The sequence below is a fragment of the Microbacterium sp. 2RAF4 genome (assembly GCF_052115285.1).
Classification (GTDB): domain Bacteria; phylum Actinomycetota; class Actinomycetes; order Actinomycetales; family Microbacteriaceae; genus Microbacterium; species Microbacterium oxydans.
The window spans coordinates 399,409-420,114 of the sequence record NZ_JBFRGI010000001.1 but is presented as its reverse complement, the minus strand read 5'-3'; the positions used below and the strand labels follow the sequence as shown (position 1 = coordinate 420,114).

Annotated in this window: 16 protein-coding genes; all 16 read left to right on the top strand. The window is 68.7% G+C overall.

All coding sequences use genetic code 11. The features are described from left to right. Nucleotides 1-2: 2 nt before the first annotated feature. Nucleotides 3-413 (top strand): transcription antitermination factor NusB, encoded by a 411-nt coding sequence (gene nusB / locus AB4070_RS02060; RefSeq protein ID WP_045265339.1) that lies wholly within the window; start codon nt 3-5, stop codon nt 411-413. Between the two features lie 48 nt (nt 414-461). Next, nucleotides 462-3,422 (top strand): DEAD/DEAH box helicase, encoded by a 2,961-nt coding sequence (locus tag AB4070_RS02055; protein WP_441978694.1) that lies wholly within the window; start codon nt 462-464, stop codon nt 3,420-3,422. Nucleotides 3,423-3,503: 81 nt separating this feature from the next. Next, the gene (locus AB4070_RS02050) at nt 3,504-5,081 is read left to right on the top strand and encodes a Rieske 2Fe-2S domain-containing protein (RefSeq protein WP_441978693.1); all 1,578 of its coding nucleotides are present in this window, start codon (nt 3,504-3,506) and stop codon (nt 5,079-5,081) included. 84 nt (nt 5,082-5,165) lie between these two features. Continuing rightward, nucleotides 5,166-5,696: a bifunctional pyr operon transcriptional regulator/uracil phosphoribosyltransferase PyrR gene (pyrR, locus tag AB4070_RS02045; RefSeq protein WP_282846670.1), complete on the top strand. Its 531-nt coding sequence runs from the start codon at nt 5,166-5,168 to the stop codon at nt 5,694-5,696. Continuing rightward, nucleotides 5,693-6,658: an aspartate carbamoyltransferase catalytic subunit gene (locus AB4070_RS02040; protein ID WP_441978692.1), complete on the top strand. Its 966-nt coding sequence runs from the start codon at nt 5,693-5,695 to the stop codon at nt 6,656-6,658. The genes pyrR and AB4070_RS02040 overlap by 4 nt, the downstream gene beginning before the upstream one ends. Then, nucleotides 6,655-7,959 (top strand): dihydroorotase, encoded by a 1,305-nt coding sequence (locus AB4070_RS02035; protein ID WP_441978691.1) that lies wholly within the window; start codon nt 6,655-6,657, stop codon nt 7,957-7,959. The genes AB4070_RS02040 and AB4070_RS02035 overlap by 4 nt, the downstream gene beginning before the upstream one ends. Then, the gene (locus AB4070_RS02030) at nt 7,956-8,468 is read left to right on the top strand and encodes a PH-like domain-containing protein (RefSeq protein ID WP_378875024.1); all 513 of its coding nucleotides are present in this window, start codon (nt 7,956-7,958) and stop codon (nt 8,466-8,468) included. Before AB4070_RS02035 ends, AB4070_RS02030 begins: the two co-directional genes overlap by 4 nt. After that, nucleotides 8,465-9,643: a glutamine-hydrolyzing carbamoyl-phosphate synthase small subunit gene (gene carA, locus AB4070_RS02025; protein WP_441978690.1), complete on the top strand. Its 1,179-nt coding sequence runs from the start codon at nt 8,465-8,467 to the stop codon at nt 9,641-9,643. The genes AB4070_RS02030 and carA overlap by 4 nt, the downstream gene beginning before the upstream one ends. Then, complete coding sequence (gene carB / locus AB4070_RS02020) at nt 9,643-12,930, top strand: carbamoyl-phosphate synthase large subunit (RefSeq protein ID WP_441978689.1); 3,288 nt, start codon at nt 9,643-9,645, stop codon at nt 12,928-12,930. Before carA ends, carB begins: the two co-directional genes overlap by 1 nt. Continuing rightward, entirely contained in the window at nt 12,927-13,772 is an 846-nt protein-coding gene (gene pyrF, locus AB4070_RS02015; protein WP_441978688.1) for an orotidine-5'-phosphate decarboxylase, read from the top strand. The genes carB and pyrF overlap by 4 nt, the downstream gene beginning before the upstream one ends. Further along, nucleotides 13,765-14,676, top strand: a complete 912-nt coding sequence (gmk, locus tag AB4070_RS02010; RefSeq protein ID WP_441978687.1) for a guanylate kinase — start codon at nt 13,765-13,767, stop codon at nt 14,674-14,676. Before pyrF ends, gmk begins: the two co-directional genes overlap by 8 nt. A gap of 65 nt (nt 14,677-14,741) precedes the next feature. Continuing rightward, on the top strand, nt 14,742-14,996 hold the full coding sequence (rpoZ, locus tag AB4070_RS02005) for a DNA-directed RNA polymerase subunit omega (protein ID WP_017204385.1): 255 nt from the start codon (nt 14,742-14,744) through the stop codon (nt 14,994-14,996). 88 nt (nt 14,997-15,084) lie between these two features. Beyond that, nucleotides 15,085-16,278, top strand: a complete 1,194-nt coding sequence (gene metK, locus AB4070_RS02000) for a methionine adenosyltransferase (RefSeq protein ID WP_441978686.1) — start codon at nt 15,085-15,087, stop codon at nt 16,276-16,278. Between the two features lie 16 nt (nt 16,279-16,294). Beyond that, nucleotides 16,295-18,253: a primosomal protein N' gene (locus tag AB4070_RS01995; RefSeq protein WP_441978685.1), complete on the top strand. Its 1,959-nt coding sequence runs from the start codon at nt 16,295-16,297 to the stop codon at nt 18,251-18,253. A gap of 18 nt (nt 18,254-18,271) precedes the next feature. Further along, nucleotides 18,272-19,192 carry a methionyl-tRNA formyltransferase gene (fmt, locus tag AB4070_RS01990; RefSeq protein WP_441978684.1) on the top strand — a complete coding sequence of 307 codons (921 nt, stop codon included), beginning with the start codon at nt 18,272-18,274 and terminating at the stop codon, nt 19,190-19,192. Then, entirely contained in the window at nt 19,189-20,703 is a 1,515-nt protein-coding gene (locus AB4070_RS01985; protein WP_441978683.1) for an RsmB/NOP family class I SAM-dependent RNA methyltransferase, read from the top strand. The genes fmt and AB4070_RS01985 overlap by 4 nt, the downstream gene beginning before the upstream one ends. The last annotated feature ends 3 nt before the right edge of the window (nt 20,704-20,706 follow it).

The window sequence follows — 20,706 nt, the reverse complement described above, 5'->3', positions numbered from 1 at the left end:
GCGTGAGCGCTCGGACGAAGGCGCGCAAGCGCGCTCTCGACATCCTGTTCTCCTCCGATGTGCGCGGAGACGACCTCGCGGTGACGCTGGCTGCCGAGGCGAAGCGCGCGGCGAGCGAGCCCGCCCGTGAGGCCTCGTGGCTGTACGCCAGGGAGATCGTCGACGGCATCATCGACTCGCGCGACGAGATCGACGAGCAGATCACGACCCACAGCAGGGACTGGAAGCTCGAGCGGATGCCCGCTGTCGACCGCGCCCTGCTGCGCATCGCTGTGTGGGAGATCCTCCACAACGACGAGGTTCCCACTGCCGTCGCCATCGACGAGGCCGTGGAGCTCGCGAAGGAGTTCTCGACCGACGACTCCGGGGCGTTCGTGCACGGCGTCCTCGCGCGGGTGGCCCGAGCCGCCTGATCCGTCGCGCGCGGCGGCACTGTCGGCGGTGTCGGAGAGGATGGCCTCATGTCCCTCGCTTCTGACCCGGCTCGACCGGAAGACGCGTCGTCGGCGAACTGGAGGAACATCCTCGGTCCGGCGCGCGTCGACGCCGATACGTCGCTCGCGCTCGGCATCGAGCTCAGAGTGCGCGACGGCCGCGGGGCGAACCCGTGGGCATCCCGTCCCCAACGGACCGCGACCGCCCGCGATGTCGCCACACGCACAGGCGAGATCCTGCTCGGGATCCGGCCGCTCGAGCAGAGCCCCTCGACCGGTTCCTGGGTGCAGGGGGCTGCGACCTGGGATGCGGTAAGACGCTCGCCGACGCAGTACGGACGTGATCGCTCACGGTGGTTCGCCGACCTGCTCAGCATCGCGCGTGACACGCTCCTGTCCGGCACGGCCGGCGACTGGCTCGTCGCAGATCTGATCGAGTCAGGGCTCCTCTGGGGACATCTTCGCGCCGCCTCGGAAGTGGGGATCCCTCTCGTGGCCATGCAGAAGAGCACGACCGTCGTGCTCGCCGATCGCGCCGAGATCAGCGCGACCGTCGGACGCGGTGACGACGGAGGTCTCATCGTGCACCCTCACATCGTGATCGACGGGCACGATGCGGAACCCTCCTCGGTGCAGACGATCGGACACAGCGGTGTCTACGAGATCTCCCAGCGGGGGAGTGCGATCAGCGTGACGCTCGCCGAGGTGCCCCTCAGCGAGCCCGTGCACGCCCTGCTCGGTGCGAAGACAGGTCTCGAGGTTCCCGCGGGCGACGAGGGCGCGTTCTTCCGCGACGCCTACCCGCTGCTGGCGCGTCGGATCGAGGTGCGTCCTACCGGTCGTGTCGAGCTCCCCGCATTGCCGGCCCCGCGCCCGGTGCTCGCGCTGTCTTTCCATAGAGGCGACACCGTCAAGTACCTGTTCGAGTGGGAGTATCGCGGCTTCGGAAGGGTTCCGTTCGCGCAGGACGGGGATGCCGTGCGCGACACCGCCGCCGAGGATGCGCTCCGCGAGGGCCTGTGCTCGGTATGGGCCGAACACCTCGGGGAAGAGCTCACCTCGACGGGGTCGTTCCATGACGTCGCGGCCGCCGAGTTCATCACGCGACTCGTGCCCGCGCTCGAGGCCGAGGGCGTCCTGGTAGCGGTCTCGGGGCGTCGGAAGAGCTACCACGAGCTCACGGGGGAGCCCGAGATCACGGTGTCGACCGTGGAGAGCAGCGACCGGGACTGGTTCGATCTCGGAGTCCTGGTCAAGATCGACGGACGCACCATCCCGTTCGAACCGCTGTTCACGGCACTCAGCAAGGGCCGGGAGAAACTCCTCCTCGTCGACGGCAGCTACTTCTCGCTGAATCATCGTGCCCTTGATCGGCTGCGCGAGCTGATCGACGAGGCTGGTGAGCTCGAGGAGTGGGAGACCGGCCCGCGGATCAGCCGCTACCAGACGGATCTCTGGGAGGAGTTCGAAGACCTCGCGGATGAAGCTCTGCCCGCCGTCACCTGGCGCGCGACCGCCGAGGGCCTTCGCACCGCCGCCTCGGTGCCTGCCGTCGCCGTGCCGTCGGGTCTCACGGCCGACCTCCGTCCCTACCAGCGTGAGGGGCTGGACTGGCTCGCCTTCCTCTGGAGTCATCGCCTCGGCGGCATCCTCGCCGACGACATGGGCCTCGGCAAGACGCTCCAGCTGTTGGCGCTCATCGTGCACGCGCGGGAAGCGGGGGAGCGGCGGCCCTTCCTCGTGGTGGTTCCCACCTCGGTGCTCGCCACCTGGCGCAGCGAGGCGGCGCGGTTCGCCCCGAGCCTGCGAGTGCTTCTGCGGGGATCCACACAGGGCCCGTCCCTCGACGACGGCGTCCGTGGGGCCGATGTCGTCATCACGACCTATGCCGTCGCCCGCCTCGACGAGGTCGAGTACGCGCGCATCGACTGGGCGGGTCTCATCCTCGACGAAGCACAGTTCGTGAAGAACCCGGCGACCAAGCTGCACCGCGCCGTCGCCTCCTTCAGAGCGGATGTGACGTTCGCCGTCACCGGAACGCCGATGGAGAACAGCCTCAGCGAGCTCTGGGCTCTGCTGAAGCTCACCGCGCCGGGACTCTTCGCCTCTGCACGGAAGTTCCGCGAGCAGTACATCCAGCCCATCGAGCAGGGCAAGGTGCCGGAGAACGAGGAGGGCGGAGCCTATCGCCAGCGCCGTCTCGAGCAGCTGCGTCGGCGCATCCGACCGCTCCTGCTCCGGCGTACGAAAGAGCTGGTGGCGCCAGACCTGCCCGCGAAGCAGGAGCAGATCCTCGAGGTCGAACTCAGTGCCTCCCACCGCGCCCTGTACGACGTGGTCCTGCAGCGCGAACGCCAGAAGGTCCTCGGGCTGCTGGAAGACCTGGATCGCAACCGATTCATCGTGTTCCGCTCGCTCACCCTGATGCGCATGCTCAGCCTCGCGCCGGGGCTGATCGATCCCGAAGACGCGAAGATCGGCTCCCGCAAGCTCGACGTGCTGATCGAGCGTGTGATCGAGCTGCAGGCGGAAGGCCTCCGGGCGCTCGTGTTCAGCCAGTTCACGTCGTTCCTCGACCTGGCGGCGGCCCGCCTCGATGCCGCAGGCATCCCGTACGCCCACCTGGACGGCTCGACGCGGCATCGCCAGAAGGTCGTCGACGGGTTCACGTCCGGCGAGCAGCCCGTGTTCCTGATCAGTCTGAAGGCCGGAGGGTTCGGTCTCACCCTGACCGAGGCCGACTACGTGTTCCTGCTCGACCCGTGGTGGAATCCGGCCGCCGAAGCGCAGGCCGTCGACCGCACGCACCGCATCGGCCAGGACAGCCAGGTGTTCGTCTATCGGATGATCGCCACCGGCACGATCGAGGAGAAGGTGCTCGACCTGCAGCGCCGGAAGGCGCGGCTGTTCACCGCGGTGCTGGACGACGAGGCGCTGTTCGCGCAGTCACTCTCCGCCGACGACATCCGCGGGCTGTTCGAGGGCTGACCGGAATACTCACGGCGGTGCCGACCGGTCGCACAGGGACCCCTCGGTACAATCGAACGGTTCACTTTCGGGAGGAATGCAATGCGGATCACGGGACTCGGCCACGCCGGGATGTTCATCGAGACGGTCGGCGGGAACATCATCTGCGACCCGGTCCTCGGACCATCGTTCTACGGATCATGGTTCCCGTTCCCCGACAACCGCGGCCTGGACTGGGAGCGCTACGGACGTGACGCCGACTTCCTGTGGATCTCGCACCGCCACCGCGACCACTTCGACCCGCGCCTCCTCGAGCGGTACATCCGCAAGGACATCGAGGTGCTGCTGCCCGAGTACCCGACGGATGATCTCGAGAAGGACATCCGCGCCCTCGGCTACACGAACATCACGTACGCCCCGGCCGGACAGGTGATCCAGCGCGGCGAGCTGAAGATGATGATCACGCCGCTCCGGGCGCCCAGCGACGGACCGATCGGCGACTCCTCGCTGAGCGTCGACGACGGCACCGGCTCGATGCTGAACCAGAACGACTCGCACCCGCTCGACCTCGAGAAGCTCCTCGACTTCGGCAAGCCCGACGCGTACTTCACCCAGGTGTCCGGCGCGATCTGGTGGCCCATGGTCTACGACCTGCCCCTCGATGCCAAGCAGAACTTCGCGCGTCTCAAGCGCGAGGCGCAGAACAAGCGCGCCATGTACTACATCGAGAAGGTCGATGCCCCGCACGTCTTCCCGATGGCAGGGCCGCCCATGTTCCTCCGCGACGACCTGTTCGACTTCAACGGTCTCGGAAAGAACGGCGAGTCGATCTTCACGGACCAGAAGCAGTTCCTCGCGCACATGAAGGAGCTCGCTCCGCAGTACGACGGACAGCTCTTCATCCCCGGCACCGTCGTCACGGTCGAGGGCGGCGAGGTGACGAGCGAGCAGACCCTGTACACCGAAGCGGAGATCGCTCACATCTTCGACGAGAAGTGGGAGTACCTCGAAGAGCAGCGTGCATCCCGTCAGCAGGAGATCCGCGACGAGGAGGCCTCCCGCGCCGAGATCATCCCGCCCGCCGAGATGCTGGCCGCGATCAAGGAGTGGTGGGAACCGCTGCTGAAGAAGTCCCGCACGATCCGGCTCGGCGTCGGAGGCTGTGTCCGCTTCCGCATCGGCGAGCTGGACATGGTGGTCGACTTCCCCCGCGCGAAGGTCCGCGAGTACGCGGGGGAGGAGTGCATCTACTGGTACACGATCCCCGCAGATCTGGTCTCGACGAACATCGTCGACCACGAGATCGACTGGTCGAACTCGATCTTCCTCTCGATGCAGTTCTCGGTGGGCCGCAGCGGCAAGTTCAACGAGTTCCTCACCACGTTCCTCAAGTGTCTCTCGGTCGACCGCATCGAGTACGTCGAGAACTGGTACCAGGAGCAGACCGACCAGACAGAGGACGCCGAGATCGGCGACTGGGTCGTGCAGCGCCGCTGCCCGCACCTGCGCGCCGACCTCACCAAGACCGGCAAGGTCGACGAGGACGGCATCCTCACGTGCAGCATGCACGACTGGAAGTGGGACCTGAAGACGGGACGCTGCCTGTCCACGGCCGGGCACCCGATCCGTTCCTCGAAGATCGACGAGGTCACCGACCCCGTGCTGCAGGAGGCGAGCTGATCAGCGGAGAGCGGAGCGCTCCGATAGACTGACATCACAAGCAACCTTTAACACCGTCCTGTGAGGCGGAGAAGGGAGCGGCCGATGAGCATGCGCACTGTGCTGCACGAAGCCGACATCTCACGAGCGCTGACCCGGATCGCGCACGAGATCCTCGAATCCAATCGGGGCGCCGAGAACCTCGTCCTCTTGGGCGTTCCGACCCGCGGCGTCACTCTCGCCCATCGCCTCGGCCTGCTGATCAGCGAGATCGCGCAGCAGTCGGTTCCGGTCGGCTCCCTCGATGTGACGCTGTTCCGCGACGACCTCGCGAAGCACCCGACCCGCTCGCCGCAGCCGACGGAGATCCCCGTCGGGGGTATCGACGGCAAGACCGTGGTGCTTGTGGACGACGTGCTGTTCTCGGGCCGCAGCATCCGCGCGGCGTTGGATGCGATCCAGTCGATCGGACGACCCTCCGTCGTCCGCCTGGCGATCCTCGTCGACCGCGGGCACCGGGAGCTCCCGATCCGCCCCGACTTCGTCGGCAAGAACATTCCCTCGGCGCGCACGGAGCGGGTCAACGTTCGCCTCTTCGAGAACGATGGGGCGGAGGAGGTGACGATCGGCGAATGAGACACCTCCTCGATACCCGCACCCTCGACAGCACCACCGCGCTTCGCATCCTCGACGTCGCCGAGGACATGTCCGACACGCAGTCGCGCGAGGTCAAGAAGCTTCCGACGCTGCGGGGCAAGACCGTCGTGAACCTCTTCTTCGAGGACTCGACCCGCACGCGCATCTCGTTCGAGGCCGCCGCCAAGCGCCTTTCCGCCGACGTGATCAACTTCGCGGCGAAGGGCTCCAGCGTCTCGAAGGGCGAGAGCCTCAAGGACACCGCCCAGACGCTCGAGGCCATCGGCGCCGACGCCGTCGTGGTCCGCCACCCGGGTTCCGGTGCCCCGCAGACCCTCGCCACCAGCGGCTGGATCTCGGCCGGGGTGGTGAACGCCGGCGACGGCACCCACGAGCACCCCACGCAGGCGCTGCTCGACGCCTTCACCATCCGCAAGCGGCGTTTCGGTGCTGAAAGCCGCGGACGGGATCTCCGCGGACTTCGGGTCGTGATCGTCGGCGATGTCCTGCACTCGCGGGTCGCGCGATCGAACGTCTGGCTGCTCACCACGCTCGGCGCGGATGTCACCCTGGTCGCTCCGCCGACGCTGGTTCCGCAGAACGTGTCGCTCTGGCCGGTCCGGGTCGTCTATGACCTCGACGAGGCGCTCGCGGACGAGCCGGATGCCGTCATGATGCTCCGCATTCAGCTGGAACGCATGAATGCCGCGTATTTCCCGACTGAGCGGGAGTATTCCCGTCGCTGGGGTCTTGACGCACGGCGAGTGGCCGCGCTTCCGGGCGGTAGCATTGTGATGCACCCCGGACCCATGAACCGGGGACTGGAGATCTCCTCCGAAGCTGCCGATTCCGCCCGTTCGACGGTGCTGGAACAGGTCACCAACGGAGTATCCGTCCGCATGGCGGTGCTGTACCTGCTGCTCGCAGGAGAACGAGACGACGAACGAGGGGGAGACCTGTGAACGAGACCCTCGTCATCACCGGTGCGCAGCTGCTCGGTGCCGAGAGCGCCGACATCATCATCGAGGGCGGGCGGATCGCCGAGATCGGGACGGGTCTCACCCGCACCGGCGCGCGCGTGATCGACGCTGCTGGCCTGGTCGCGCTGCCGGGGCTCGTCGACCTGCACACCCACCTGCGCGAGCCCGGGTACGAGGCGTCGGAGACGATTCTGACCGGCACCAGGGCGGCCGCCGCCGGCGGGTTCACCGCCGTGTTCGCGATGCCGAACACCTCGCCGGTCGCCGACACGGCGGGGGTCGTCGAGCAGGAGCTCGCCCTCGGCGAGGCGGCCGGCTACGCGACGGTGCAGCCCATCGGGGCCGTCACCGTGGGACAGAAGGGCGAACGTCTCGCCGAGCTCGGCGCCATGGCCACCTCGCGCGCCCAGGTGCGCGTCTTCAGCGACGATGGCTTCTGCGTGTTCGACCCGCTCATCATGCGTCGGGCTCTGGAGTACGTGAAGTCCTTCGACGGCGTCATCGCACAGCACGCCCAGGACCCCCGTCTCACCGAGGGGGCGCAGATGAACGAGGGAACGGTGTCCGCTGAGCTGGGCCTCGCCGGCTGGCCCGCCGTCGCGGAGGAGTCGATCATCGCGCGCGACGTGCTGCTGGCAGAGCACGTCGGCTCCCGCCTGCACGTCTGCCACCTGTCGACGGCCGGCTCCGTCGACATCATCCGCTGGGCCAAGAAGCGCGGCATCGACGTCACGGCCGAGGTCACGCCGCATCATCTGCTGCTGACCGACGAGCTCGTGCGGGGATACGACGCGCGCTACAAGGTCAATCCGCCCCTGCGTCGGGAAGAGGACGTGCTCGCCGTGCGCGAGGGTCTCGCCGACGGCACGATCGACATCGTCGCCACCGACCACGCGCCGCACCCCAGCGAGCACAAGGCGTGCGAGTGGCAGGCTGCGGCGAACGGCATGGTGGGTCTCGAGAGCGCGCTGCGCGTCGTGCACCAGTCGATGGTCCAGACCGGGCTGCTCGAGTGGGCGGACATCGCGCGCGTGATGAGCGCAGCACCGGCGCGGATCGGACGCCTCTCCGGCCACGGCACACCGCTCGAGGTCGGGCAGCCGGCGCAGCTCACCCTCTACGACGCGTCGGCGGACGGCGTCTTCACCGAAGCAGACCTGCACGGTCGCAGCGTGAACTCACCCTATCTCGGCCGTGCTCTTCCCGGGCGGGTGGAGTACACGGTGCACGGCGGCGTCCTCACGGTCGACGGGGGCAGCGTCGTCGAGGAGCTCGGCGCATGAGCGCTCGGGATCTCGCCGTCGCGATCACCATCGCGGTCGCCCTTCTGGTGCTGCTGGTGATGCTGCGCGCCTGGCGACGACGAATCCGCCGCGATTCCGTGTTCTCGGCCCCGCTGGGTGTACCCGAGCATGCGGAGGTCGCCCGCCGCGACGAGGTGCTGTACGTGTCGACGACGCGGCACGGACAGCCGCTCGAGCGTCTCGCGGTGTCGCCTCTCGCATACCGGGCCCGCGGTGAAGTGGCCGTCACGGATCGCGGCATCGCCCTCTGCCTCGACGGCACGCCGACGGTCTTCCTGGCGAAAGACCGTCTGGTCGCCGTCGACCGCGCCACGGTCACGATCGACCGTGTCGTCGAGCCGGGTGGTCTCGTGCGCATCGCATGGAACATCGACGACGACACGATCGTCGACAGCTACCTGCGCGTCGCCACCGGCGAACCTCAGAACCTCATCTCCGACCTGCAGCGGCTCGTCCCCGCCGCCCCCGACACAGGAGCAACGTCATGACACTCTCCACGCCCTCCGAGCAGGCCTCAGCGGCCCGGCTCCCCGACCCCGCCGTCCTCGTCCTGGAAGACGGCACGCGCCACATCGGCCGCGCCTACGGCGCCCGTGGGCGCACTCTGGGCGAGGTCGTCTTCTCGACCGGCATGTCCGGCTACCAGGAGACGATCACCGACCCGTCCTACGCGGGGCAGATCGTTCTGCAGACGGCGCCTCACATCGGCAACACCGGCATGAACGACGAAGACGCGGAATCGCGTCGCATCTGGGTCGCCGGCTACGTCGTGCGCGACCCCTCGAGGGTCGTGTCGAACTGGCGTGCGAACGCCTCGCTCGACGACGTCCTCGTGGAGGACGGCATCGTGGGCATCAGCGGTATCGACACCCGATCGGTCACCCGACACATCCGCTCGGCGGGTTCCATGCGCGGTGGCATCTTCTCCGGTCCGGATGCCGCGCTCGACCCGGAGGAGCAGGTGCGCATCGTCCGCGAGGCTCCCGAGATGGCCGGCCGCAACCTGTCGGCGGAGGTCTCGGTCGACGTCGCCACCGTGACCACGGCGCTGGGGGAGCGGATCGGCAACCTCGCCGTGCTCGACCTCGGCGTCAAGCAGGCGACGATCGACAACCTGGCCGCTCGCGGCTTCGAGGTGCACGTGCTTCCGCAGAACGTGACGATCGACGAGATCCGTGCGGTCGATCCGGTCGCCGTCTTCTACTCGAACGGCCCCGGCGACCCCGCGGCATCGGGTGATCACGTCGAGCTGCTGCGCTCCGTGCTCGACGAAGGACTCCCGTTCTTCGGCATCTGCTTCGGCAACCAGCTGCTCGGTCGGGCTCTCGGTCTCGGCACCTACAAGCTGCCGTTCGGACACCGTGGCATCAACCAGCCGGTGCTCGACAAGCAGACGGGCAAGGTCGAGATCACCGCCCACAACCACGGCTTCGCGGTCGAGGCGCCGATCGAGGGGACGTTCGACAGCCCCCACGGCTACGGCAAGGTGGAAGTCAGCCATGTCGGCCTCAACGACAACGTGGTGGAGGGACTCCGCGCCCTCGACATCCCGGCTTTCTCGGTGCAGTACCACCCCGAGGCGGCTGCGGGCCCCCACGACGCCAACTACCTCTTCGACAGGTTCCGCGACCTGGTCATCGCCAGCCAGAAGGACTCCAAGTAATGCCCAAGCGCGACGACATCAAATCCGTCCTCGTCATCGGCTCCGGCCCGATCGTCATCGGTCAGGCATGCGAGTTCGACTACTCCGGCACCCAGGCGTGCCGCGTGCTGCGCGAGGAGGGCGTCAGGGTCATCCTGGTCAACTCCAACCCGGCCACGATCATGACCGATCCCGACTTCGCCGATGCGACGTACATCGAACCGATCACCCCTGAGGTCATCGAGACGATCATCGCCAAGGAGAAGCCGGATGCCATCCTCCCGACTCTCGGTGGGCAGACCGCTCTGAACGCGGCCATGGCCCTCGACGAGCGCGGCATCCTCGCGAAATACGGTGTCGAGCTCATCGGCGCCAAGGTCGATGCGATCAAGAAGGGCGAGGATCGACAGGTCTTCAAGGAACTCGTGCTCGAAGCGGGCGCCGACGTCGCAAAGAGCGTCATCGCCCACACGATGGACGACCTCCTGGCCGGTGCCGAGAAGCTCGGCTACCCGCTCGTGGTGCGTCCCTCCTTCACGATGGGCGGCCTCGGTTCCGGCTTCGCCTACGACGAGGAGGATCTGCGTCGTATCGGAGGCGCGGGTCTGCGTGACTCCCCGACGACCGAGGTGCTCCTGGAGGAGTCGATCCTCGGCTGGAAGGAGTACGAGCTCGAGCTCATGCGCGACACGGCGGACAACACGGTCGTCGTCTGCTCGATCGAGAACGTCGACCCCGTCGGCGTGCACACGGGCGATTCGATCACGGTGGCTCCGGCGCTGACCCTCACCGACCGCGAGTACCAGAAGATGCGCGACATCGGCATCGACATCATCCGCGCCGTCGGCGTCGACACCGGCGGCTGCAACATCCAGTTCGCGGTCGACCCGACGAACGGGCGCATCATCGTGATCGAGATGAACCCGCGCGTCTCCCGCTCGAGCGCCCTCGCCTCGAAGGCCACCGGCTTCCCGATCGCGAAGCTCGCCGCGAAGCTCGCCCTCGGCTACCGCCTCGACGAGATCCCGAACGACATCACCGGGGTCACACCGGCGAGCTTCGAGCCGACGCTCGACTACGTCGTCGTCAAGGTGCCCCGCTTCGCATTCGAGAAGTTCCCGGCGGCGGACGCCACGTTGACCACGACCATGAAGTCGGTCGGCGAAGCCATGGCGATCGGGCGCAACTACGCGACCGCGCTGCAGAAGGCGCTCCGCTCGCTCGAGAAGCGCGGGTCGAGCTTCCACTGGGGCGAGGAGAACCGCTCGGTGGAAGAGCTCCTGGAGGTCGCCAAGACGCCGACCGACGGACGCATCGTCACGCTGCAGCAGGCGCTGCGCAAGGGTGCGACGGTCGAGCAGGCCTTCGAGTCGACCGCCATGGACCCGTGGTTCCTCGACCAGATCGTGCTGATCAACGAGGTCGCGGAAATCGTGCGGACGGCTCCCGAGCTGGATGCGGCGACTCTGCGTTACGCCAAGGAGCACGGTTTCTCCGACGCGCAGCTCGCCGAGCTCCGCGGCACGTCCGAGAACGAGGTCCGCGGCGTCCGCCATGGCCTCGGCATCCGTCCGGTGTACAAGACGGTCGACACGTGCGCGGGCGAGTTCCCCGCTCTCACGCCCTACCACTACTCGAGCTACGACTTCGAGACCGAGGTCGCTCCGTCCGAGCGCACCAAGGTGGTCATCATCGGCTCTGGACCGAACCGCATCGGTCAGGGCGTCGAGTTCGACTACTCGTGCGTGCACGCGTCGTTCGCGCTCTCCGACGCCGGGTTCGAGACCGTCATGGTCAACTGCAACCCGGAGACGGTCTCGACCGACTACGACACCTCCGACCGCCTGTACTTCGAGCCGCTGACGCTCGAGGACGTGCTCGAGGTTCTCGACGCCGAGGCGGCGAGCGGCACCATCCTCGGCGTCGTCTGCCAGCTCGGCGGCCAGACGCCGCTGGGACTCGCGAAGGGCATCGAAGCCGCCGGCTACACGGTTCTCGGCACGAGTCCGGAGGCGATCGATCTCGCAGAGGAGCGCGAGCTGTTCTCCCGTCTCCTCGACGAGGCCGGCCTCGTCGCACCGCGCAACGGCACGGCGATCGACGTCGACGGAGCGGTGAGCATCGCCGAGGAGATCGGGTACCCGGTACTCGTGCGTCCGAGCTTCGTGCTCGGTGGGCGCGGTATGGAGATCGTCTACGACACGGCCTCACTGCGCGACTACTTCGTGCGCACCGCGGGCGAGGTCGTCATCGAGGAGGGCAAGCCGCTGCTGGTCGACCGCTTCCTCGACGACGCGATCGAGCTCGACGTGGACGCGCTCTACGACGGCACCGACCTGTACATCGGCGGCGTCATGGAGCACCTGGAGGAGGCCGGTATCCACTCCGGCGATTCCAGCTGCACGCTGCCTCCCGTCTCGCTGGGTCGCACGGACGTCGATCGCGTGCGCGAGGCCACCCTCGCCATCGCGAAGGGCGTGGGCGTGCGCGGACTGCTCAACGTGCAGTTCGCCATCAGCGCCGGCGTGCTCTACGTGATCGAGGCGAATCCGCGCGCCAGCCGCACGGTGCCGTTCGTCTCCAAGGCGCTGGGCATCCCGATGGCGAAGGCCGCGAGCCGGATCATGACCGGTTCCACCGTCGCCGAGCTGCGCGCCGAGGGCATGCTGCCGGAGCAGGACGGCTCGCGTGTTCCGCTGGACGCTCCCGTCTCGGTCAAGGAGGCTGTGCTGCCCTTCAAGCGGTTCCGTACCGCCGACGGCAAGACGGTCGACTCCGTGCTCGGACCGGAGATGCGCTCCACCGGCGAGGTCATGGGCATCGATCGTGACTTCCCGACGGCGTTCGCCAAGAGCCAGGCAGCGGCCTACGGGGGCATGCCCACGTCCGGCACCGTCTTCATCTCGGTGGCCGACTCGGACAAGCGCGCGGTCATCCTTCCCGCGCACCGCCTGCAGCAGCTCGGCTTCACGATCGTCGCGACCGAGGGCACAGCCGAGATCCTCTCGCGCAACGGCATCGCGGTGACGGTCGTCGAGAAGTACAGCGAGACGCAGGAGTCCGGCGCCCGGAACATCGTCGACCTCATCAACGACGGGGAGATCGACATCGTCGTGAACACCCCGTCCGGTGGCGCGGCTCGCGCAGATGGCTACGAGATCCGCGCTGCAGCCGTGGCCGCCGACAAGGCGCTGTTCACCACGATCGCCGTGCTCGGCGCGGCGGTGAGCGGAATGGATGCCGCCCATGAGGGCTTCCAGGTGAAGAGCCTCCAGGAGTACGCGCTGGACCGGAAGGCGGCACTGTGAGCCGACGCTTCGGCGAACGCGTACGGGCAGCGCTGCGCGCGCACGGCCCTCTCTGCGTCGGAATCGACCCCCACGCGGCGCTGCTCGCTGCGTGGGGGCTCCCCGACGACGCGCGCGGTGTGCGGGACTTCGGTCTGCGCACGGTCGAGGCGGCCGCCGGGCGAGTGGCTCTCGTGAAGCCCCAGGTGTCGTTCTTCGAGCGCTTCGGTTCGCGGGGCGTCGCCGCGCTGGAAGACGTGCTCGCGGCCGCACGAGCGGCCGATCTGCTCGTGATCGCCGATGCCAAGCGCGGAGACATCGGATCGACCATGGGCGACTACGCACGCGCATGGCTCACACCCGGCTCGCCTTTGGAGGCCGACGCGCTCACCGTCAGTCCCTTCCTCGGAGTGGGCGCCCTCGACGGGGCGTTCGCCTTCGCCGAGGAGCACGACAAGGGAGTCTTCGTCCTGGCCGCGACCAGCAACCCCGAGGCCGAGGGCCTGCAGCGCGCGGTCACCTCGACCGGTGAGACCGTCTCCGGATCGGTGATCGGCGAGGTCTCCGCCCGCAACGCCGCGCGGGCAGACGCGGGGGAGTGGGGCAGTTTCGGATTCGTCATCGGTGCGACCGTGGATTGGGCCCTTGCGGGAATCCACCCGTTCGGCCCCGTGGCTCCGATCCTCGCTCCGGGCTTCGGCGCGCAGGGCGCCACGCCTGTCGATCTCCGGGCGCGCTTCGGGCCCATGTCGGATGCGGTGATCGCGAGCGAGAGCCGCAGCATCCTCGGCGCAGGCCCCGATCATCTGGCTGCCACGATCACCGCTCGCGCGGCCGAGTACTTGGAGGTGGCGCGTGCCTGACGCGCAGCGTACGGTTCCCGAGGTCGACAGGGCGGCCGCCGCACGCCGTGCCGTGGAGCGTCGGCGCGCGAGGGCGTCGGTGAAACGCGACCTCACGATGCGCGTGGTGACGCCGCAGACGGTCCTGCACCGCGCGACGGGAGACGCCGATTCGGTCGAAGGATCGATGCGCATCACCGACTTCCTGCTGGCGCTCCCCGCAATCGGTGCGGGGAAGCGCGACCGCGTGCTCGAAGAGCTGCACATATCGCCGGTCAAGCGTCTCGGAGGTCTCGGCGCTCGCCAGCGTCGGGTGCTGGAGGCCTGGCTGGACTCCCGGTTCCCGCCGGCGGCTCCCCGCGCTGCACGCAGTCGCCTGTTGGTTCTCGCCGGTCCCACCGCCGTGGGAAAGGGCACTGTCGCCGCGCACATCCGCGAGCACAACCCGGAGATCCACCTCTCGGTCTCGGCCACCACCCGGCCGCCGCGTCCCGGTGAGATCGATGGCGTGCACTACTACTTCGTTGACGACGACGAGTTCGACCGGTTGATCGCCGACGGCGAGCTGCTCGAGTACGCCGTGGTGCACAACCGCTCCCGGTACGGCACACCGCGCGCCCCGATCGACGCCGCTCTCGCCGAAGGCAAGACGGTACTGCTCGAGATCGACCTGCAGGGCGCGCGGCAGGTGCGTGCCGCCGAACCGGCCGCGACGCTGATCTTCCTGCTGCCCCCGAGCTGGGACGAACTTGTGCATCGACTGGTCGGGAGAGGTACGGAAGACGCCGAGGAACGGGCCAGGAGGCTGCGTACCGCGAAGGTCGAACTCGCCGCTCAGAACGAGTTCGACCACCTCATCGTGAACGAGGACGTCGCCACTGCGGCCCGCGAGGTCGTAGAATTGTCTACAAGCTCTGCGCGCTGAGCGTCTTCGCGCGCCTTTCGCACCGTCTTCGCGACGATCCCGTCGCCTGATCAGGAGGTCTCACCATGGCCGGACACAACAACGGCATCATCGATCCCCCCATCGACAACCTGCTCGACCGCGTCGACTCGAAGTACGAGCTCGTCATCTACGCCGCGAAGCGCGCGCGTCAGATCAACGACTACTACTCCGACCTGCACGAGGGAAACCTCTTCGACAACGTCGGCCCGCTCGTGGACTCGTCCGTCGAGGACAAGCCGCTCACGATCGCGCTGCACGAGATCAACGAGGACAAGCTCCGCCTTCGTCACGCAGAGTGATATTCCAGGCCGCGCCTCCGTTCTGTCGGAGGCGCGGTCCAGAATGGGTGCAACACCCTCCCTCTGTCCGTCCCGTTCTGGAGTATCGATGAGCGCCCTGCGTCTGTTCACGTCCGAGTCCGTCACCGAAGGACACCCGGACAAGATCTGCGATCAGATCTCCGACAGCATCCTCGACGGACTCATCGCGAAGGACAAGGGCTCCCGCGTCGCCGTCGAGACGCTCGTCACGACCGGACTCGTCCACGTGGCAGGCGAGATCCGCACCGACGCCTACGTCGACATCCCCACGATCGTCCGCCAGGTCGTGAACGGCATCGGCTACACCTCGAGCGACACCGGCTTCGACGGCTCCTCCTGCGGTGTCAGCGTTTCGGTGGGCGAGCAGTCGACCGACATCGCCCACGGCGTCGACAGTGCCCAGGAGCACCGCGACGGGTCTTCGATCGATCCGCTGGACGGTCTCGGTGCCGGCGACCAGGGGATCATGTTCGGCTTCGCCACGAACGAGACGCCGCAGCTGATGCCGATGGCCGCCTGGACGGCGCACCGCCTCGCCGAGCGGCTCACCGAGGTGCGTCGCAACGGCCTGCTGCCGTTCCTGCGCCCCGACGGCAAGACACAGGTCACGCTCGGCTACGACGGCTTCACGCCGAAGACCGTCGACGCCGTCGTGGTCTCCACGCAGCACCACCCCGACATCTCCCAGGACGAGGTCAAGGCCCAGGTCCGGGAGCACGTGATCGACCCCGTGCTCGCGACCACTGGCCTCGACCTCGACGACGTCACCCTGTACATCAACCCCGCCGGGCCCTTCGTCACGGGCGGCCCCAAGGGGGACGCGGGTCTGACCGGGCGCAAGATCATCATCGACACCTACGGGGGAGCCTCGCGTCACGGCGGCGGCGCCTTCAGCGGCAAGGACCCGTCGAAGGTCGACCGGTCCGGCGCGTACGCAACGCGGTGGGTCGCCAAGAACGCCGTGGCCGCGGGGCTGGCCGACCGTCTCGAGGTGCAGGTCGCCTACGCCATCGGCGTCGCACGCCCGGTCGGTCTGTACGTGGAATCGTTCGGCACGGGCAAGGTGTCGGACGAGATCATCACCCGGGCGATCAACGAGGTGTTCGATCTCCGCCCGCAGGCGATCATCGAGCAGCTCGACCTGCTGCGCCCGATCTACGCGCAGACCGCGGCATACGGGCACTTCGGGCGTGAGCTCCCGGACTTCACCTGGGAGCGCACCGACCGCGTCGAAGAGCTGCGCCGCGCTGCCGGGCTCTGATGGGACCGCGGTCCTGATGCCTGCGGAGAGCCGGCGCATCGCGCGCGTGCTCCTCGATTCCCCTCTTCCGCAACTCGATCGGCTCTTCGACTACGCCCTTCCCCCCGAGCTGGGGGATGTGCCCCTGGGTGTTCGCGTACGGGTGCCCCTGCGAACCGCCGGACGCGTGATCGACGGCTACGTCGTCGACATCGACGCGGAGGACGACGCCGACCGGGCTCTCTCGGAGGTCGAGAGCGTCGTGTCTCCGGTGCCCGTGCTCCCCGCGCGTCTGCACGCACTCGCTCGTCGCGTCGCCGACCGGGCAGCGGGCTCGGCCTCCGACGTGCTGCGCCTGGTGATCCCCAAACGTCAGGTGCGTGTCGAGAAGGCCTGGACGGCCGATACGCCTGCCGAGGTCCCCGAGGCCGATGCACTGGACGTCGCGGAGAGCACAGTCGATCTGTACGAGGGGCTCGGCGCCGTGCTCGACTCCGGTGGTCGGGCCGCGGTCGAGGCGATTCCCCAGCTCGTCGACGGCGTACAGGGCTGGGCCCGTCTGCTTGCGGCATCGGCCGCACGGATGCTCGCTGCGGGACGATCATCGATCATCGTCGTCCCGGACAGTCGCGATCTCGATCGGCTCCTCGCGGCTCTGGAGGCGCTCGTCCCCGCCGCCGCAGTGGTCCGTCACGACTCCCGGCAGACCAACCCCGACCGTTATCGTGGCTTCCTCCGCACGCTCGAAGACGCCCCGTGCATCGTGGTGGGCAATCGCTCGGCCGTGTACTCACCCGTCGTCGCCGGCCTGGTCGCGATCTGGGACGACGGCGACCCGCTTCTCGGGGAACCGCTGGCCCCGTATGTGAATGCACGGGACGCGGCACTGCTGCGTCAAGAACTGGAGGGGTCGGCGCTGCTCTTCGCCGGCCACACGCGCACGACGGATGTCGAACGGCTGGTCGTCCTCGGTTGGCTGCAGGACGTCAGAGCCACACGTCGAGTGCTGCCGAGGGTCGTCCTCAGCACGCCCCAGGAGATGGAGCAGCCGACGGCGCAGCGGATGCCGTCGTCCGCGTTCCTCGCCGCACGCACCGCGGCGGCGGAGGGTCCGGTGCTCGTGCAGGTGTCGCGCCCCGGATTCTCTCCCTCGCTGGTGTGCGCGGAGTGTCGGGCACCCGCCCGGTGCGCCCATTGCGGCGGTCCACTCGGTGCGAAGCATCGCGGTGCCGTACCGGTGTGCGGATGGTGCGGACGCGGAGCCAGTGCGTGGACGTGTCCCGCCTGCTCGTCGACGAAGCTCCGCCTGGCTTCGTCCGGCAGCGAGCGCACGGCCGACGAGCTGGGGCGCGCGTTCCCCGGCGTGAGGGTGATCGTCGCGGACGGCGCTCATCCGGTGGAGCGGGTTCCGGCGAAGCCCGCACTCGTGGTCGCGACCCGTGGTGCCGAGCCGATCGCCGATGGGGGATACCGCGCTGTCGTGCTGCTCGACGGGCCGAGGATGCTCCAGGCCCCCGACCTGCGGGTCGCCGAGTCCTGTCTGCGGTGGTGGTCGAATGCGGCCGCGCTGGCGGCCCCCGGTGCGCCCGTGCACCTCGTGGGCGTCAACGGGGCGGCCGCGAAGGCGCTGGCCACCTGGAACCAGGTCGGCCACGCCCGATCGGAGCTGGAGAGCAGAGCACCTCTGCACATGCCTCCGACGACGCGCGTGGCGCTCGTACAGGGATCGGTTCCCGCCGTCGCTGATGCCCTCGCCGCGCTCGACGATCTCGCCCTGCCTTCCGACGCGGTGCTCGGCCCGGTCCCGGTCGAGACCGACGACGTGCCCCCACGGGTGCGTGCGCTCGTCCGCTTCGACTACGGTGCAGGAGCGCGGGTGGCGACGGCCCTGCGCGCGGCGGTCGTCGCCGAAGCCGTGAGCGGTCGTCGCCGAAAAGGGCGCGCCACCAAGAGCACCCTCTCCGTCCGCCTCGATATCCTCGAACCAGAGCTCTGACCCTTCCGGAGAACCTTCATGCGCCTCGTCTTCGCCGGCACACCGGCCGCCGCCGTCCCCAGTCTCCAGCGACTCGCAGAGTCCCACGACATCGCTGCGGTCGTCACGCGCCCCGACGCCCCTCTGGGCCGTCGTCGTACCCTGACTCCGTCTCCGGTGGCGCAGGCCGCTGCGGATCTGGGTCTTCCCGTGATCAAGACGGCGCGCCTGGACGACGCGGCGACAGCGGAGATCTCCGCGCTCGAGGCGGACCTCGGGGTGATCGTGGCGTACGGCGGGCTCGTGCGCGAGCCGCTGCTGTCCGCGCCCAGGGCGGGCTGGATCAACCTCCACTTCTCGCTGCTGCCGGCCTGGCGCGGAGCCGCTCCTGTCCAGCGTGCGCTGATCGCCGGGGACGAGGTGCTCGGCGCGAGCGTCTTCCAGCTGGTCGCGGAACTCGACGCCGGCGATGTCTACGCCATGCGCGAGGTCGATGTTCCCCCTGCAACCACCGCGGGGGAGGCACTCGAGCTCCTCGCCGCCGACGGCGCGCAGCTCCTCGCCGAGGTGGTCGCCGCGATCGCCGAGGGTACGGCGTCGTCGATACCGCAACAGGGCGAGCCCACCTTCGCGGCCAAGCTCTCGCTCGCTGACGGTTTGCTCGACTGGCGTCGGCCGCTCGACACCGTGTTCGCCCACTTCCGCGGTGTGACCCCGGAACCGGGTGCGCACACCACGGTCGCAGGTCAACCTCTCAAGGTGCTCGAAGCCACGCCGGCCCCTGAAGCCGAGCCCCTCGCGCCGGGCCGGCTCCGTGGCACCAAGACGGCTCTCCACATCGGCACCGGCACGGGAGCACTCGCGGTGACCAGGGTCCAGCCGGCGGGCAAGGGCGCGATGAACGCGGTCGACTGGTGGCACGGTCTGCGTGGAGGCGACGAACTGGTGGCCGGATCATGAGCGATGAACGACGGAACCGTCAGACGGCACCGAAGAACGCCGGTGCGCGTGGGGCGCAGCGATCGGGCGACGCGTATCGCGGGGGTCAGCGCGGTCCCGCCCGCACCGTGCAGCCCGCGAGACGAGTCGCGTACGGCGTGCTGCGTGCGGTCTCCGAGACCGATGCCTATGCGAACCTCGTGCTGCCCTCGGCGATCGCCGAAGCACAGCTCACCCCCCAGGACGCTGCTCTCGCGACCGAGCTGACGTACGGCACGCTGCGCCGGCTCGGCACCTACGACGCGATCATCGCCGCGGCGGCGGATCGTTCTCCCGACAGCATCGATCCCGCCGTCCTCGACGCCCTGCGACTCGCCGTGCATCAGCTGCTGGCGACGCGGGTGGCTTCGCACGCCGCGGTGAACGAGTCGGTGAACCTGGTCGCCACGGAGTCAGGTCGGGGAGCATCGAGCTTCGCGAACGCCGTGCTCCGTCGTATCGCACGGGAATCAGGCGACGAGTGGCAGGAACGCATCGAGAGCAGCGCACGCTCCGACGACGAACGACTCGCCCTGCGTTCCGCGCACCCGGTGTGGGTGATCCGCGCTCTGCGTCGTGCTCTGATCGCCGAGGGGCGCGGCGAGGAGCTGGAGGCGCTTCTCGAGGCCGACAACGCATCGCCCGATGTCACGCTCGTCGCGCTCCCCGGGCTCGCCGAACCAGGGGAGCCTCGTCTGCCGTACGCGCCCACGGCCTTCGCCTCGGCCGGCGGCGACCCCCGGCATGTCGTCGAGGCGTCCGGAGGGACCGTGCGCGTGCAGGACGAGGGATCCCAGCTCGTGGCACTCGCGTTGGCCGGCGCCGCGCCCATCACCGCCGGTGAGCGCTGGCTCGACCTGTGCGCGGGGCCAGGAGGCAAGACGGCGCTCCTCGCGGCTGTCGCCCGTGAGCACGACGTCACACTGGAGGCGAACGAGGTCGTCCCGGTGCGGGCCCGATTGGTGCGCAAGGCATTGCGGGCCGTCCCCGGTGAGATCGTGGTGCACGAGCAGGACGGGCGGACGCTGGCCGCATCCCGACCGCGGGAGTTCGACCGCATCCTCGTGGATGCCCCCTGCACGGGTCTGGGGGCGTTGCGTCGGCGTCCTGAAGCGCGATGGCGGAAGTCCCCGGCCGACGTCGCCGAGCTGGTGCCGCTCCAGGTCGAGCTGCTCTCTGCCGCCCTCGATGCCCTCGCCCCGGGCGGGATCGTGGCGTACGTCACGTGCTCGCCTCATCTCGCGGAGACCACGGGCGTCGTGAAGGAAGTGCTCCGCGACCGCGTTGATGTACGCGAGCTCGATGCGCGAGCCGTGATCGCCGATGTCGCCCTGGGCCCGATCGATCTCGCGGAGGACGGCAGGGGTGGTTCCGGCAGCGTGGGTTCCGGCAGCGCACAGCTCTGGCCGCACCGACATGGGACGGACGCGATGTTCCTCGCGCTCCTGCAGCGCTCATCGATCGACGACACCTCATCCGAGAAGGAAGACTAGGAC